Here is a 13,099-nt window from a genome sequence, read left to right on the forward strand (position 1 = left end):
TGGCCGGACTTACTGCGCGACCTGGCTGATCTCGAACGGCACGGGCTGCTGAGCACCGTGGGGGTGCTGGTCGCCCGCGTAGACCTTCAGCTTCGAGAGCATCTGACGGCCCAGGGTGTTCTTGGGGAGCATGCCCTTGACGGCCTTCTCCACCGCCTTCTCCGGGGACTTCTCCAGCAGCTCGTCGTAGCGGACGGAGCGCAGACCACCCGGGTACCCGGAGTGGCGGTAGGCCATCTTCTGGGTGCGCTTGTTGCCGGAGAGGTGCACCTTGTCGGCGTTGATGATGATGACGAAGTCACCGGTGTCGACGTGGGGCGCGTACACGGGCTTGTGCTTACCCCGCAGGAGAGTGGCGGCCTGGGAGGCCAGCCGGCCGAGGACGACGTCCTGGGCGTCGATGACGTGCCACTGGCGCTGAATGTCGCCAGGCTTGGGGCTGTACGTACGCACGGTCGTAGCCTTCGCTTCTTCAGTGATTGGGTCCTGACAGGGCCAACCAGGCAGATCACGACAGGCAAGATCGCATGCGGTGACGCATCCGCATGCTGATCGCTGGTCATCGACCGGTAGGCCGGTGTATAGACCCCCCACGTGAGAACAGGCAAGCCAATACACACAACGAACCAGCAGGATACCGACCCTCCCCCGCAAGGGTCAAAACAGCCCCCGGACGGCCTCCGCACCCCGCCCCGGGGCGCCGGGATCCGCCGCCCCGACCGGGACACCCCACGGCCTCGGGCTTCACCCCACGGCCAGCCGCGGCCTTCACCCCAGGGCCTCGGGCGGCACCTCCAGCGAACTCACCGCTTCCGCACCACCCGGCCCTCGTCCCACACCGGCTCCGCGGACTCCCGGACCCGGCCGTCGGCACCGAAGACGAGATAGCGGTCGAAGGAGCGGGCGAACCAGCGGTCGTGCGTCACCGCCACCACCGTCCCCTCGAACGCCTCCAGCCCCTCCTGCAACGCCTCCGCCGACTCCAGGTCCAGGTTGTCCGTCGGCTCGTCCAGCAGCAGGGCCGTCGCCCCGGCCAGCTCCAGCAGCAGGATCTGGAAGCGCGCCTGCTGCCCGCCGGACAGCCGCTCGAAGGTCAGCTGGGCCTGCCGCGTCAGCTCGTACCGGCGCAGCACCGACATCGCGGCGCCGCGGTCCCGGGCGTGCTCCTTCCACAGGATGTCCAGCAGGGTGCGGCCCTCCAGCTCGAACGAGGGGACGCCGGCGCCCGGCGCCGCCGCAGAGGGGCGGTGGCCGGGCGACGGGTGGGCGTGGGTCTGCGCGAAGTGGCCCGGCACCACGCGGGCGCCCAGCTTCCAGGCACCCGTGTGCGCCACGTCCCCACCCGCCAGCAGCCGCAGGAAGTGCGACTTGCCCGACCCGTTGGAGCCCAGCACCGCGACCCGTTCGCCGTAGAAGACCTCCAGGTCGAAGGGGTGCATCAGGCCGGTCAGCTCCAGACCGGCGCAGGTGATCGCCCGCACCCCGGTACGGCCGCCCCGCAGCCGCATCCGGATGTCCTGCTCACGCGGCGGCTCCAGTGGCGGCCCCGCCTCCTCGAACTTCTGCAGCCTGGTGCGGGCCGCCTGCAACCGCGAGGCCATGTCGGAGTTGAAGGCGGCCTTCTGCTTGTACATGACCACCAGCCGCTTGAGCTTCGCGTGCTCCTCGTCCCAGCGCCGCCGCAACTCCTCGAACCGCGCGAACCGCTCCCGGCGCGCCGCGTGGTACGTCTCGAAGCCGCCTCCGTGCACCCACACGTCGCTGCCCGCAGCGCCCGGCTCCACGCTGACGATGCGATCGGCGGCGCGGGCCAGCAACTCCCGGTCGTGGGAGATGAACAGCACCGTCTTGGCCGTCTCGCGGAGCCGGTCCTCCAGCCACCGCTTGCCCGGGACGTCCAGATAGTTGTCCGGCTCGTCCAGCAGCAGCACCTCGTCCGTGCCGCGCAGCAGCGACTCCAGGACGAGCCGCTTCTGCTCCCCGCCGGAGAGAGTGCGCACCTGCCGCCACTGCGCCTTCTCGTAGGGGACGCCCAGCGCGGCGACCGTGCACACGTCCCACAGCGTCTCCGCCTCGTACCCGCGTGCCTCCGCCCAGTCGGCGAGCGCCTGCGCGTACCGCATCTGCGCCGCCTCGTCGTCGACGGTCATCACCGCGTACTCGGCGTCGTCCAGCGCCCGCGCCGCCGCCCTGATCCGCGGATGCGCCACGGAGACCAGCAGATCGCGGACCGTGCTCTCGTCCCGGGCGCTGCCCACGAACTGCGGCATCACCCCCAGGCCGCCGCTGACGGTCACCGTGCCGCCGTCCGGGGTGATCTCCCCGGCGATCAGCCGCAACAGCGTCGTCTTGCCCGCGCCGTTCGCTCCCACCAGCGCCACCGAGGAGCCCTCGCCCACGCGCAGCGACGCGTCGTCGAAGAGCGCTCTCCCGTCGGGCAGCAGGAAATCCAGATGCGCGACCTCGACATGTCCCATGAACCCGATTGTCACGGTCCGACGACGCCCGATCCAAGCGAATATCGCGCGCAATAGGATACGGCCATGAGCTTTGGGCAGGGGGGACCTCCGTGGGGTTCCCAAGGCGGACCCGACGGGCAGTGGGGCGGCGGCCCCGGCGAGCACAACTCCGGGCACCTCCGCGGATCGGGCCCCGACTGGGCGGCACTCGCCGAGCAGGCCGAGCGCAGCCGCACCCGGCGGCGGCGCTGGCTGATGGCGGGCGGCGGAGCCCTGGCGACCGCCGCCGTGGCGGGCATCGTCGCGGTGGCCGTCGTCAACGAGAACGGTTCGCAGGCCTCCGACAAGCCCTCGGACAGCCTGCCGCCCTCCTCGAGCGTCCCGCCGGGTGACAAGGACCCGGAACCGACTTTCAAGGACGAGCCGCCGCCCCCGGCACCGCCGCGGGACTTCATCTCGGACGCCTCCCGGGACAAGGCCCCGCTGAGCGCCAAGACGCTCTACCCCACCCGCCGCGTCACCATCAATGACCGCCCCTACAAGCTGACCAGGACCGACTCCGACAAGGACTGCGCGGCGGCCGCGCACGCGGGGCTGGGACCGGTGCTGACCCGCAACAACTGCACCGCCCTCTTCCGCGCCACCTACACCCGCGACGGCATCGCCGTCACGGTGGGGATAGCCGTCTTCAAGGACGCCGCCACCGCCGAGAAGGTCAAGAAGCAGTACCAGCCCAACCTGGTCGCACTCCCCGGCGGCGGCGTCCCCGACTTCTGCCGCACGGTCACCTGCCGCACCACGGCCAACTCGCTGGGCCGGTACGCGTACTTCACCATCGCCGGCCGCACCGACGGCCAACCCTCCGGAGCGGGCGACAAGAAGGCCCAGCAGGCCGCCCTCGACGGCTCCAACTACGCCTATGCACGGGTCCTCAAGCGCGGCAAGGACCAGTCCGAGGCGGCCGCGAAGTCCCCGGAGGCGGAGAAGTCCGCCGAGTCGGACTGACCACCGGAGCGTCCCGGCGGGCACCTACCGGGCGCGCGGCGTCCGGCCCTGAGCCGGCGGGCCGCACCCACCCGCGCCCGCGCCGCGCCACGTCAGCAGCAGCCCGCGGCGGCGCCGCGGCCCGGCAGCGGGGGGAGGGTGCGCTTGTTGCGGGATGCCAGGTTGCGGGCCGCCAGCTCCGAGTCCGGCGGGTAGCCGACCTCCTCCAGGGTGAGGCCGTGCGGGCGCACCACATGGACGGCGGAGTCCCGCACGCCCGCGGCCAGCACCTGCGCGGGCCACTCGGGGGGACGGTGGCCGTCACCCACGAAGAGCATGGCGCCCACCAGGGCGCGCACCATGTTGTGGCAGAACGCGTCGGCACGCACGGTCGCCTCCAGCACCCCGTCCGGGCGGCGTACCCACGCCAGCTCCTGCAGCGTGCGGATGGTCGTCGCGCCCTCGCGCTTCTTGCAGTACGCCGCGAAGTCGTGCTCCCCCAGCAGCCCGCGGGCCGCCTCGTTCATGGCGTCCAGGTCCAGCGGCCAGTTGTGCCAGAGCACATGACCGCGCAGCAGTGGATCGGCGCCCCCGGGATGGTCGGTGACCCGGTAGGCGTAGCGCCGCCAGATCGCCGAGAACCGGGCGTCGAAGTGCGGCGGCGCCAAGCAGACGCGGCGGACCCGGACATCCATCGGAAGCCGACCCGCCAGCCGGCGCAGCAGTTGCGTGCCGTGCTCGGCCCACACCCCGGCGGGCAGATCGACGTGCGCGACCTGCCCTCTGGCGTGCACTCCGGCGTCGGTGCGCCCGGCGACGGTCAGCTCCGGAGTCCCGTCCCGCCGCAGGACGACCCGCAGCGCGTCCTCGATCTCGCCCTGGACCGTGCGCCGGGCGTGCTGCCGCGCCCACCCGGAGAACTCGCGTCCGTCATAGGACACATCCAGCCGCACTCGCACCAGGTCGTTCGTCACGGCCCGATCCTCTCATCCGGCCCGGACCGGATACGACGAGTGGGCCCGCCCCCGGCAGGGGAACGGGCCCACTCGTACGTCAGCCGTGCGGTGCTCAGGCGTCCTTGGACTCGCCCTCGGCGTCGGCCGACTCCTTCTTCAGGTCGGCGACGGCCTCGTCACCGGCGGCGTCCTTGGCGGAGCGCTTGGTCGCGGCCTCGGCCTCGCCGACCGCGGCCTGCTGCACGGTCAGCGGCTCCACCAGCTCGATGACCGCCATCGGGGCGTTGTCGCCGCGACGGGGGCCGATCTTGGTGATGCGGGTGTAGCCACCGGGACGGTTCTCGTACCGGGGACCGATCTCGGTGAAGAGCGTGTGGACGACGCTCTTGTCCAGGATGGTGCGCATGACCTGGCGACGGTTGTGCAGGTCGCCCTTCTTCGCCTTGGTGATCAGACGCTCGGCGACCGGACGCAGGCGGCGGGCCTTCGCCTCGGTCGTCGTGATGCGGCCGTGCTCGAACAGCGCGGTCGCCAGGTTGCCCAGCATCGCCTTCTGGTGCGCGGCGCTGCCGCCCAGACGGGGACCCTTGGAGGGCTGCGGCATGGTGTCTCTCCTTCGTTGTCACTGCACCGGCCGTGTCAGGCACCGGAGGCAGTCCCGGCCGTTCGAGGTACCGGGGAGGGGTTCACGGGGGCTCCGGGCGGAGCCCCCGTCGGTCGGCAGTCGCTCAGTACTGCTCGGTCTCGACGAACCCGGCGTCCGCGTCGTCGTCGGCGCCGAAGGCGTCGGCGGCGGCGGTCGGGTCGAATCCGGGCGGGCTGTCCTTGAGGGCCAGGCCCATCCCGGCCAGCTTCGCCTTGACCTCGTCGATGGACTTCGCACCGAAGTTGCGGATGTCCAGCAGGTCGGCCTCGGAGCGGGCCACCAGCTCGCCCACCGAGTGGATGCCCTCGCGCTTGAGGCAGTTGTAGGAGCGGACCGTCAGCTCCAGCTCCTCGATCGGCAGCGCCAGGTCGGCCGCGAGCGCGGCGTCCGTCGGCGACGGGCCCATGTCGATGCCCTCGGCGTCGACGTTCAGCTCGCGGGCCAGGCCGAACAGCTCGACCAGCGTCTTGCCCGCGGACGCCATGGCGTCGCGGGGCCGCATGGCCTGCTTGGTCTCGACGTCGACGATCAGCTTGTCGAAGTCGGTGCGCTGCTCGACTCGGGTCGCCTCGACCTTGTAGGTGACCTTGAGGACGGGCGAGTAGATGGAGTCGACCGGGATCCGGCCGATCTCCTGGCCCACCTGCTTGTTCTGCACGGCGGAGACGTAGCCGCGGCCGCGCTCGACGGTCAGCTCCATCTCCAGCTTGCCCTTGCCGTTCAGCGTGGCGAGGACGAGGTCCGGGTTGTGCACCTCGACACCGGCCGGCGGCGCGATGTCCGCGGCGGTGACCAGGCCCGGGCCCTGCTTGCGCAGGTACATCACGACCGGCTCGTCGTGCTCGGAGGAGACGACGAGGGACTTGATGTTGAGGATGAGGTCGGTGACGTCCTCCTTGACGCCCGGCACGGTGGAGAACTCGTGCAGGACACCGTCGATCCGGATGCTGGTCACAGCAGCACCGGGGATCGAGGAGAGGAGCGTACGACGCAGGGAGTTACCGAGGGTGTAGCCGAAGCCCGGCTCCAGCGGCTCGATCACGAACCGGGAGCGGAACTCGTCGACGACCTCTTCGGTCAGGGAAGGGCGCTGAGCGATCAGCATGAGATGTTTTCCTCCAGTTTTCGGCAACCGCTATTTGATGCCGGTACTGCAAGGGTACGGGCGGCCCGGCCGAAACCGGCCGGAACCGCCCCGCACCCGGGTGAGCGGGCCCGGAGGACCCGGGCCCGCCCGACGATCAGCCGTCTCGGCTACTTCGAGTACAGCTCGACGATGAGCTGCTCCTGCACCTGGGTGTCGATCACCTGGCGCTCGGGCATCGAGTGGACGAGGATCCGCATCTTCGCCGGAATGGACTCCAGCCACGCGGGAACGGTCTTCTCGCCGGCCTCCGCAGCCGCCACCTGGAAGGGGGTCAGGTTACGGGAGGACGGACGGACCTCGACGATGTCGTTGACGGAGACCCGCGCCGAGGGGATGTCGGTCTTGCGACCGTTCAGCGCGATGTGGCCGTGCTTGACGAGCTGGCGTGCGTGGTCGCGGGACTTGGCGAAGCCGGCCCGGTACACGACGTTGTCCAGACGGGTCTCAAGAATCCGCAGCAGGTTCTCACCCGTCTTGCCCTGCTGTCGGTTGGCCTCGTTGAAGTACCCGCGGAACTGCTTCTCCAGCACGCCGTAGATACGGGCGGCCTTCTGCTTCTCGCGCTTCTGCAGCAGGTACTCGGAGTCCTTGGTGCGCCCGCGCCCGTGCTCACCCGGGGGGTAAGGACGGATCTCGATCGGGCACTTCGCGCTCTCGCACTTAGCTCCCTTGAGGAAGAGCTTCTGCTTCTCCCGACGGCAACGCTTGCAGTCGGCCCCGGTGTAACGCGCCATGTGTGGTGATCTCCTACTTCAGTTCTCAGACCCGGCGACGCTTCGGCGGGCGGCAGCCGTTGTGCGGGGTGGGGGTGACGTCCTGGATGGAGCCGACCTCGAGGCCGGTGGCCTGGAGGGAGCGGATCGCGGTCTCACGGCCGGAGCCGGGACCCTTGACGAAGACGTCGACCTTCCGCATGCCGTGCTCCTGCGCGCGGCGCGCCGCGTTCTCGGCGGCCATCTGCGCGGCGAACGGCGTCGACTTGCGCGAGCCCTTGAAGCCGACGTGGCCGGCGGAAGCCCAGGAGATCACGTTGCCGGTCGGGTCGGTGATCGAAACGATGGTGTTGTTGAACGTGCTCTTGATGTGAGCGTGCCCGTGGGCAACGTTCTTCTTCTCCTTGCGGCGCACCTTCTTGGCGCCGGCCGTACGGCCCTTCGGAGGCATATAGAGATAACTCCCGTGAGGTGGTCGGTCCTACTACGCGGACCGCTTGCAGCGTGTCCGGTGCGGACTACTTCTTGCCCGGCTTCTTCTTGCCGGCGATGGCGCGACGCGGGCCCTTACGGGTGCGGGCGTTGGTCTTGGTGCGCTGGCCGTGGACCGGGAGACCGCGCCGGTGGCGCAGACCCTCGTAGCAGCCGATCTCCACCTTGCGGCGGATGTCGGCCTGGATCTCACGGCGGAGGTCACCCTCGACCTGGAGGTTGTTGTCCACGTACTCGCGGAGCTTGACCATCTGCTCCTCGTCCAGGTCCCGGACGCGGGTGTCCGGGCTGACCCCGGTCTCGCGCAGGGTCTGCTGGGCAAGGGTGCGGCCGATGCCGAAGACGTAGGTGAGGGCGACCTCGACGCGCTTCTCGCGCGGGAGGTCGACGCCAGCGAGGCGTGCCATGGATGTGGCTCCTGATGATTTCGTCGGAGGTCTGAAGCAGTCCCGTTCCCGTCCTTCGGAGGACAGGTCCCCGGCCTCCGACCGGGGGTGTCGACACCGCGTACGGCGCCGGGTCCTGCTTATGCAACTGTTGCTCGCGTCGCGCGAAGGAACTGCGAAAGGCAGGTCGTCTAGTCAGCCCTGGCGCTGCTTGTGGCGCAGGTTGTCGCAAATGACCATGACCCGCCCGTGCCGGCGGATCACCTTGCACTTGTCGCAGATCTTCTTGACGCTCGGCTTGACCTTCATGGTGTGAGGTTCTCCGGGTCTGGCCTTCTCCCCACGGGAGCGGGGAAGCCGGCACGATCTGTCGATCTACTTGTAGCGGTAGACGATCCGTCCGCGCGTCAGGTCGTAGGGAGACAGCTCCACCACGACCCGGTCGTCGGGAAGGATACGGATGTAGTGCATCCGCATCTTGCCGCTGATGTGCGCGAGGACCTGGTGCCCGTTCTGGAGCTCAACCTTGAACATCGCGTTCGGGAGAGACTCGACGACGGTGCCCTCGATCTCGATGGCCCCTTGTTTTTTGGCCATGCTTGAGCGCTTCACCTTCCGGGATCGGCTACCTGGGAGGCCCTGGCTCTCCGAGTGGCAAACGGGTACACCTGGGCCGACGAGCCAGTCTACGACACTGCTCCCGAATAGACGAATCGGGGAGTCTCCCCGCGGCGCGCGCAGCTTAATCCACCGAGCTGCGATCCGAGGCGATCGCCCGGCGCCGACGGCGGCCGGACGCTCAGCCCAGCGGGTCCGGTGCGGCCTCGATACCGAGCTCGGCCAGCTTGGCCCTACCGCCGTCCGGGGCCGTCAGCACCAACGGCCCCTGCTCGGTGAGGGCGATCGAGTGCTCCCAGTGGGAGGACCAGGTGCCGTCGTTCGTCTTGACCGTCCAGTCGTCCGACAGCACATGCGTACGAGGTGTGCCCAGGCTCACCATCGGCTCGATGGCCAGGCACATCCCCGGCACCAGCTTCGGCCCCCGGCCGCGCCGCCGCTCGACGTAGTTCAGCAGGTGCGGGTCCATGTGCATCTGCGAGCCGATGCCGTGGCCGCCGTAGTCCTCGATGATCCCGTACTTGCCGCCCGCCGGGCGCGGCTGCCGCCGGATGTAGCTCTCGATCGCCTTGGAGATGTCGACCAGCCGGTTGCCCTTGCGCATCGCGGCGATCCCCGCCCACATCGACTCCTCCGTCACCCGGCTGAGCTCACGCAGCTCCGCCGAGTGGCCGTCGCCGACGAAGACGGTCAGCGCGGCATCCCCGTGCCAGCCGTCGATGATCGCCCCCGCGTCGATGGACAGCAGGTCACCGGCCTTGAGGACGGTCTCCTTGCTGGGGATGCCGTGCACCACGACCTCGTTCACCGAGGTGCAGATGTTCCCGGGGAAGCCGCCGTACCCGAGGAAGTTCGGCTTCGCGCCGTGGTCGGCCAGCACCTTCGCCGCGACCTCGTCCAGGTCCTTGGTGGTCGCGCCCGGCACCGCGGCCTCGGCGCACGCCCGGTGCATGGCCGCGACGACCAGCCCCGCCTCGCGCATCTTCGCGATCTGCTCCGGGGTCTTGATCTCGACCATGCCGACGTCCGCCTTCCCTGGCCGACGGCTCCCGCCGCCGACTGCTCCCTGTACGAAAACTGCCCCCCCCCAAGTCTGCCAGCCCCGGTCCCGAGCCGGGAACGCCGTCCCCGGCCGCCGGCCGCGGGAGACGCGGCCGCCGGTGCAGGTCCCGGGAGCCGGGGGAAACAGCCGACGGGGCCGGACCCCTGGTCCGACCCCGTCGCAACGGCCGATGCCGGGCGCGGCACGCGCGCCCCGGGTTCCCGGGCGCCGCTCTCGCGCGCCCGGCCCCTGCTACTCCGCGGAGATCGCCCGCATCGCGCGCTCCGTCACCTCGCTGACCGCGCCCAGCGCGGAGATCGTGGTCACGAGCCCCTGCGCCTTGTAGTGGTCGATGATCGGCTCGGTCTCGCTGTGGTAGACCTCGAGCCGCTTGCGCACGGTCTCCTCGCGGTCGTCCTCACGCTGGTAGAGCTCGCCGCCGCAGGCGTCGCAGACGCCCTCGGTCTTGGCGGGGCTGTACTCGACGTGGAAGACGTGGCTGCTGTCGTTGCGGCAGATCCGCCGACCGGCGATCCGCTTGACGACCTCGTCCTCGGGGACCTCCAGGTCGAGCACCGCGTCCAGCTTCAGACCGGTCTCGTCCAGGTAGCCGTCCAGTGCCTGGGCCTGGGCGATGTTCCGCGGGAACCCGTCGAGCAGAAAGCCGCCCGCCGCGTCCGCCTCCTCCATGCGTCCCTTGGCCATCCCGATGGTGACCTCGTCGGGGACCAGCTGGCCGGCCCGCATGTACTCCTGCGCTTTCTGCCCGAGCGGAGTGCCCTGGCTGATGTTGGCGCGGAAGAGGTCGCCGGTGGCGATGTGCGGGATCGCGAGGTTCTTGGCGAGGAACGCGGCCTGCGTCCCCTTGCCTGCACCAGGCGGCCCGACCAGGACGATACGCATCAGCGGAGGAACCCTTCGTAATGGCGCTGCTGAAGCTGGCTCTCGATCTGCTTCACGGTCTCGAGACCGACGCCCACGATGATCAGGATGCTCGTTCCGCCGAACGGGAAGTTCTGGTTGGCGTTGAACATGATCAGCGCGACGGTCGGCACCAGTGCGATCAGACCCAGGTACAGAGAGCCGGGCCACGTGATCCGGTTCAGCACGTAGCTCAGGTACTCCGCGGTGGGACGACCAGCCCGGATACCCGGGATGAAGCCACCATACTTCTTCATGTTGTCGGCAACTTCTTCGGGGTTGAAGGAGATGGCGACGTAGAAGAACGCGAAGAAGACGATCAGCAGGAAGTAGGTCGCGATGTAAAGCGGGTGGTCACCCTTTACGAAGTGCGCCTGGATCCACTGCGCCCAGCCCGCCTGGGATCCGCTGAACTGCACGATCAGCGCGGGAATGTAGAGCAGCGACGAGCCGAAGATGACGGGAATCACACCGGCCTGGTTGACCTTCAGCGGAATGTATGTCGAGGTGCCGCCGTAACTCCGCCGGCCGATCATGCGCTTCGCGTACTGCACCGGAATACGGCGCTGGGCCTGTTCGACGAAGACCACCAGGCCGACCATGGCCAGGCCGCAGAGGATGACCGCGCCGAACTCGATCCAGCCGTCGGCCAGCTTGCCCTGCTTCTTGATGGCCCACAGCGCGCCGGGGAAGCCGGCCGCGATGGAGACGAACATCAGGATCGACATGCCGTTGCCGATCCCGCGGTCGGTGATCAGCTCGCCCAGCCACATGATCAGACCGGTACCGGCGGTCATCGTGATCACCATCACGATGGTGCTGAAGATCGACTGGTCGGGGATGATCTGGCTGGCGACACTGCAGCTCTGGAAGAGGCTGCCGCTGCGCGCGGTGGCGACCAGACCGGTGGCCTGGAGGATGGCGAGCGCGACGGTCAGATAACGGGTGTACTGCGTGATCTTCGCCTGTCCGGCCTGCCCCTCCTTCTTCAGGGCCTCCAGCCGGGGGATGACCACCACCAGCAGCTGCAGGATGATGCTCGCCGTGATGTACGGCATGATCCCGAGCGCGAAGATGGTGATCTGCAGCAGCGCGCCACCGCTGAACATGTTGACCAGGCCGAAGAGGCCCTGCGCGCCCTTGGCCTCGTCCATACAGGCTTGGACGTTCTCGTAGCTGACGCCCGGCACGGGAACGTGCGCTCCGATTCGGAAGAGCACCATGATGCCGAGCGTGAAGAGCAGCTTCTTGCGCAGGTCGGGCGTCTGGAACGCCCGGGCGAACGCGGTGAGCACGGTGCCTCCTGCGCCCCCCGCGATCTACTGGCGCGAGAGGTGACGGTCTTGAGGATCGACAGTTATCAACGTGGTGCCACCTTACCGGCCGGTGCACCACCGAGAAACGACCAGCTACGCAAACAACCAGCCGGGGATGTCCCGTTGGGACATCCCCGGCCTGTCGTTCACCTGGTCAACGAACTCAGAGGAGTTCGGTGACGGTGCCGCCGGCGGCGGTGATCTTCTCCTTGGCGGAGCCGGAGACCTTGTCGACGGTCACCGTCAGCGCCACCGAGAGGTCGCCGTCACCGAGCACCTTGACCAGCTCGTTCTTCCGCACAGCACCCTTGGCGACCAGGTCGGCCACCGTGACCTCGCCACCCTGCGGGTAGAGCGCGGCCAGCTTCTCCAGGTTCACCACCTGGAACTGCTTGTGGGCGGGGTTGTTGAAGCCCTTGAGCTTGGGCAGCCGCATGACCAGCGGCATCTGCCCACCCTCGAAGCGCTCCGGAACCTGGTACCGGGCCTTGGTGCCCTTGGTGCCACGGCCCGCGGTCTTGCCCTTGGACGCCTCACCACGACCCACGCGGGTCTTGGCGGTCTTGGCGCCCGGGGCGGGACGGAGGTTGTGCACCTTCAGCGGGTTCTCGGAGTCAGCCATCTCAGTCGACCTCCTCGACCGTCACGAGGTGGCGCACGGTGTGCACCTGACCGCGAACGACGTCGCTGGCCTCGCGGACGGCCACATCGTTGACGCGCTTGAGACCCAGGGTCCGCAGCGTGTCACGGTGGTTCTGCTTGGTCCCGATGACGGAACGCGTCTGCGTGATCTTCAGGCGAGCCATTACGCGCTCACCCCTGCACGCGCCCGCAGCAGAGCGGCGGGTGCCACGTCCTCCAGCGGCAGGCCGCGACGGGCCGCGATCTCCTCCGGGCGCTGCAGCCCGCGGAGCGCACCCACCGTGGCGTGCACGATGTTGATCGGGTTCGACGAGCCGAGCGACTTGCTGAGCACGTCGTGGATGCCCGCGCACTCCAGCACGGCACGCACCGGGCCACCGGCGATCACACCGGTACCGGGCGAGGCCGGCTTGAGCAGCACGACACCCGCGGACTCCTCACCCTGGATCGGGTGCGGAATGGTGCCCTGGATGCGGGGGACCTTGAAGAAGTGCTTCTTGGCCTCCTCCACACCCTTGGCGATGGCGGCCGGCACCTCCTTGGCCTTGCCGTATCCGACACCCACGGTGCCGTCACCGTCGCCCACCACGACCAGCGCGGTGAAGCTGAAGCGACGACCACCCTTCACAACCTTGGCGACACGGTTGATCGCGACAACGCGCTCAACGTACGCAGTCTTCTCGGCGGCGGCGCCGCCGTCCCGGCCCTTACGGTCCCGCCGGTCGCCGCCACCGGCGCCGCCACCGCGGCGCTGGGGTCCAGCCATTGGAATTACCT

General features: G+C 69.2%; 17 protein-coding genes. 1 reads left to right on the forward strand and 16 read right to left on the reverse strand.

The window, feature by feature from the left end; genetic code table 11:
- Positions 1 to 9 precede the first annotated feature (9 nt).
- Both rplM and P2424_RS26905 read right to left on the reverse strand, forming a co-directional pair.
- Positions 10 to 453 (reverse strand): 50S ribosomal protein L13, encoded by a 444-nt coding sequence (rplM, locus tag P2424_RS26900; RefSeq protein ID WP_276478288.1) that lies wholly within the window; start codon positions 451 to 453, stop codon positions 10 to 12.
- Between the two features lie 350 nt (positions 454 to 803).
- Entirely contained in the window at positions 804 to 2,477 is a 1,674-nt protein-coding gene (locus P2424_RS26905; RefSeq protein ID WP_276478289.1) for an ATP-binding cassette domain-containing protein, read from the reverse strand.
- 66 nt (positions 2,478 to 2,543) lie between these two features.
- Between P2424_RS26905 and P2424_RS26910 the strand changes: the two genes are divergently transcribed.
- On the forward strand, positions 2,544 to 3,464 hold the full coding sequence (locus tag P2424_RS26910) for a hypothetical protein (protein WP_276478290.1): 921 nt from the start codon (positions 2,544 to 2,546) through the stop codon (positions 3,462 to 3,464).
- Between the two features lie 92 nt (positions 3,465 to 3,556).
- Here the strand turns inward: P2424_RS26910 and truA are convergent, their stop codons facing one another.
- The 14 genes from truA to rpsE form a co-directional block, all read right to left on the reverse strand.
- Entirely contained in the window at positions 3,557 to 4,417 is an 861-nt protein-coding gene (gene truA / locus P2424_RS26915) for a tRNA pseudouridine(38-40) synthase TruA (RefSeq protein WP_276478291.1), read from the reverse strand.
- A 94-nt stretch (positions 4,418 to 4,511) separates the two neighbouring features.
- Positions 4,512 to 5,003, reverse strand: a complete 492-nt coding sequence (gene rplQ / locus P2424_RS26920) for a 50S ribosomal protein L17 (RefSeq protein ID WP_276478292.1) — start codon at positions 5,001 to 5,003, stop codon at positions 4,512 to 4,514.
- 124 nt (positions 5,004 to 5,127) lie between these two features.
- On the reverse strand, positions 5,128 to 6,150 hold the full coding sequence (locus P2424_RS26925) for a DNA-directed RNA polymerase subunit alpha (RefSeq protein ID WP_019354927.1): 1,023 nt from the start codon (positions 6,148 to 6,150) through the stop codon (positions 5,128 to 5,130).
- Positions 6,151 to 6,299: 149 nt separating this feature from the next.
- Positions 6,300 to 6,926, reverse strand: coding sequence for a 30S ribosomal protein S4 (gene rpsD / locus P2424_RS26930; protein ID WP_019354928.1), 627 nt, complete (start codon positions 6,924 to 6,926; stop codon positions 6,300 to 6,302).
- Positions 6,927 to 6,951: 25 nt separating this feature from the next.
- The gene (gene rpsK / locus P2424_RS26935) at positions 6,952 to 7,356 is read right to left on the reverse strand and encodes a 30S ribosomal protein S11 (protein WP_016473404.1); all 405 of its coding nucleotides are present in this window, start codon (positions 7,354 to 7,356) and stop codon (positions 6,952 to 6,954) included.
- A 67-nt stretch (positions 7,357 to 7,423) separates the two neighbouring features.
- A complete protein-coding gene (gene rpsM, locus P2424_RS26940; protein ID WP_276478293.1) occupies positions 7,424 to 7,804 on the reverse strand; it encodes a 30S ribosomal protein S13 in 381 nt (126 codons plus the stop codon).
- Between the two features lie 174 nt (positions 7,805 to 7,978).
- Positions 7,979 to 8,092, reverse strand: coding sequence for a 50S ribosomal protein L36 (gene rpmJ / locus P2424_RS26945; RefSeq protein WP_003956441.1), 114 nt, complete (start codon positions 8,090 to 8,092; stop codon positions 7,979 to 7,981).
- Positions 8,093 to 8,158: 66 nt separating this feature from the next.
- Positions 8,159 to 8,380: a translation initiation factor IF-1 gene (gene infA / locus P2424_RS26950; RefSeq protein ID WP_003948620.1), complete on the reverse strand. Its 222-nt coding sequence runs from the start codon at positions 8,378 to 8,380 to the stop codon at positions 8,159 to 8,161.
- Positions 8,381 to 8,582: 202 nt separating this feature from the next.
- Positions 8,583 to 9,419 (reverse strand): type I methionyl aminopeptidase, encoded by an 837-nt coding sequence (map, locus tag P2424_RS26955; RefSeq protein WP_276478294.1) that lies wholly within the window; start codon positions 9,417 to 9,419, stop codon positions 8,583 to 8,585.
- Positions 9,420 to 9,695: 276 nt separating this feature from the next.
- A complete protein-coding gene (locus tag P2424_RS26960; RefSeq protein WP_276478295.1) occupies positions 9,696 to 10,346 on the reverse strand; it encodes an adenylate kinase in 651 nt (216 codons plus the stop codon).
- Positions 10,346 to 11,659, reverse strand: coding sequence for a preprotein translocase subunit SecY (gene secY / locus P2424_RS26965; protein WP_276478296.1), 1,314 nt, complete (start codon positions 11,657 to 11,659; stop codon positions 10,346 to 10,348). The genes P2424_RS26960 and secY overlap by 1 nt, the downstream gene beginning before the upstream one ends.
- 184 nt (positions 11,660 to 11,843) lie before the next feature.
- Complete coding sequence (gene rplO / locus P2424_RS26970; RefSeq protein WP_276478297.1) at positions 11,844 to 12,302, reverse strand: 50S ribosomal protein L15; 459 nt, start codon at positions 12,300 to 12,302, stop codon at positions 11,844 to 11,846.
- Between the two features lies 1 nt (position 12,303).
- Positions 12,304 to 12,486, reverse strand: coding sequence for a 50S ribosomal protein L30 (gene rpmD / locus P2424_RS26975; RefSeq protein WP_019354934.1), 183 nt, complete (start codon positions 12,484 to 12,486; stop codon positions 12,304 to 12,306).
- Positions 12,486 to 13,088, reverse strand: a complete 603-nt coding sequence (gene rpsE, locus P2424_RS26980) for a 30S ribosomal protein S5 (protein WP_075002195.1) — start codon at positions 13,086 to 13,088, stop codon at positions 12,486 to 12,488. Before rpsE ends, rpmD begins: the two co-directional genes overlap by 1 nt.
- Positions 13,089 to 13,099: the final 11 nt, after the last annotated feature.

This window comes from Streptomyces sp. WMMB303 (genome assembly GCF_029351045.1).
In the GTDB taxonomy this organism is placed as follows: domain Bacteria; phylum Actinomycetota; class Actinomycetes; order Streptomycetales; family Streptomycetaceae; genus Streptomyces.

What these genes read in the sequence shown, in the direction of transcription:
- P2424_RS26905 (WP_276478289.1), bottom strand. Translation starts at nt 2,477, where the DNA reads ATGGGACATGTCGAGGTCGCGCATCTGGATTTCCTGCTGCCCGACGGG.
- P2424_RS26910 (WP_276478290.1), top strand. Translation starts at nt 2,544, where the DNA reads ATGAGCTTTGGGCAGGGGGGACCTCCGTGGGGTTCCCAAGGCGGACCC.
- rplQ (WP_276478292.1), bottom strand. Translation starts at nt 5,003, where the DNA reads ATGCCGCAGCCCTCCAAGGGTCCCCGTCTGGGCGGCAGCGCCGCGCAC.
- P2424_RS26925 (WP_019354927.1), bottom strand. Translation starts at nt 6,150, where the DNA reads ATGCTGATCGCTCAGCGCCCTTCCCTGACCGAAGAGGTCGTCGACGAG.
- rpsD (WP_019354928.1), bottom strand. Translation starts at nt 6,926, where the DNA reads ATGGCGCGTTACACCGGGGCCGACTGCAAGCGTTGCCGTCGGGAGAAG.
- rpsK (WP_016473404.1), bottom strand. Translation starts at nt 7,356, where the DNA reads ATGCCTCCGAAGGGCCGTACGGCCGGCGCCAAGAAGGTGCGCCGCAAG.
- rpsM (WP_276478293.1), bottom strand. Translation starts at nt 7,804, where the DNA reads ATGGCACGCCTCGCTGGCGTCGACCTCCCGCGCGAGAAGCGCGTCGAG.
- rpmJ (WP_003956441.1), bottom strand. Translation starts at nt 8,092, where the DNA reads ATGAAGGTCAAGCCGAGCGTCAAGAAGATCTGCGACAAGTGCAAGGTG.
- infA (WP_003948620.1), bottom strand. Translation starts at nt 8,380, where the DNA reads ATGGCCAAAAAACAAGGGGCCATCGAGATCGAGGGCACCGTCGTCGAG.
- map (WP_276478294.1), bottom strand. Translation starts at nt 9,419, where the DNA reads ATGGTCGAGATCAAGACCCCGGAGCAGATCGCGAAGATGCGCGAGGCG.
- P2424_RS26960 (WP_276478295.1), bottom strand. Translation starts at nt 10,346, where the DNA reads ATGCGTATCGTCCTGGTCGGGCCGCCTGGTGCAGGCAAGGGGACGCAG.
- rplO (WP_276478297.1), bottom strand. Translation starts at nt 12,302, where the DNA reads ATGGCTGACTCCGAGAACCCGCTGAAGGTGCACAACCTCCGTCCCGCC.
- rpmD (WP_019354934.1), bottom strand. Translation starts at nt 12,486, where the DNA reads ATGGCTCGCCTGAAGATCACGCAGACGCGTTCCGTCATCGGGACCAAG.
- rpsE (WP_075002195.1), bottom strand. Translation starts at nt 13,088, where the DNA reads ATGGCTGGACCCCAGCGCCGCGGTGGCGGCGCCGGTGGCGGCGACCGG.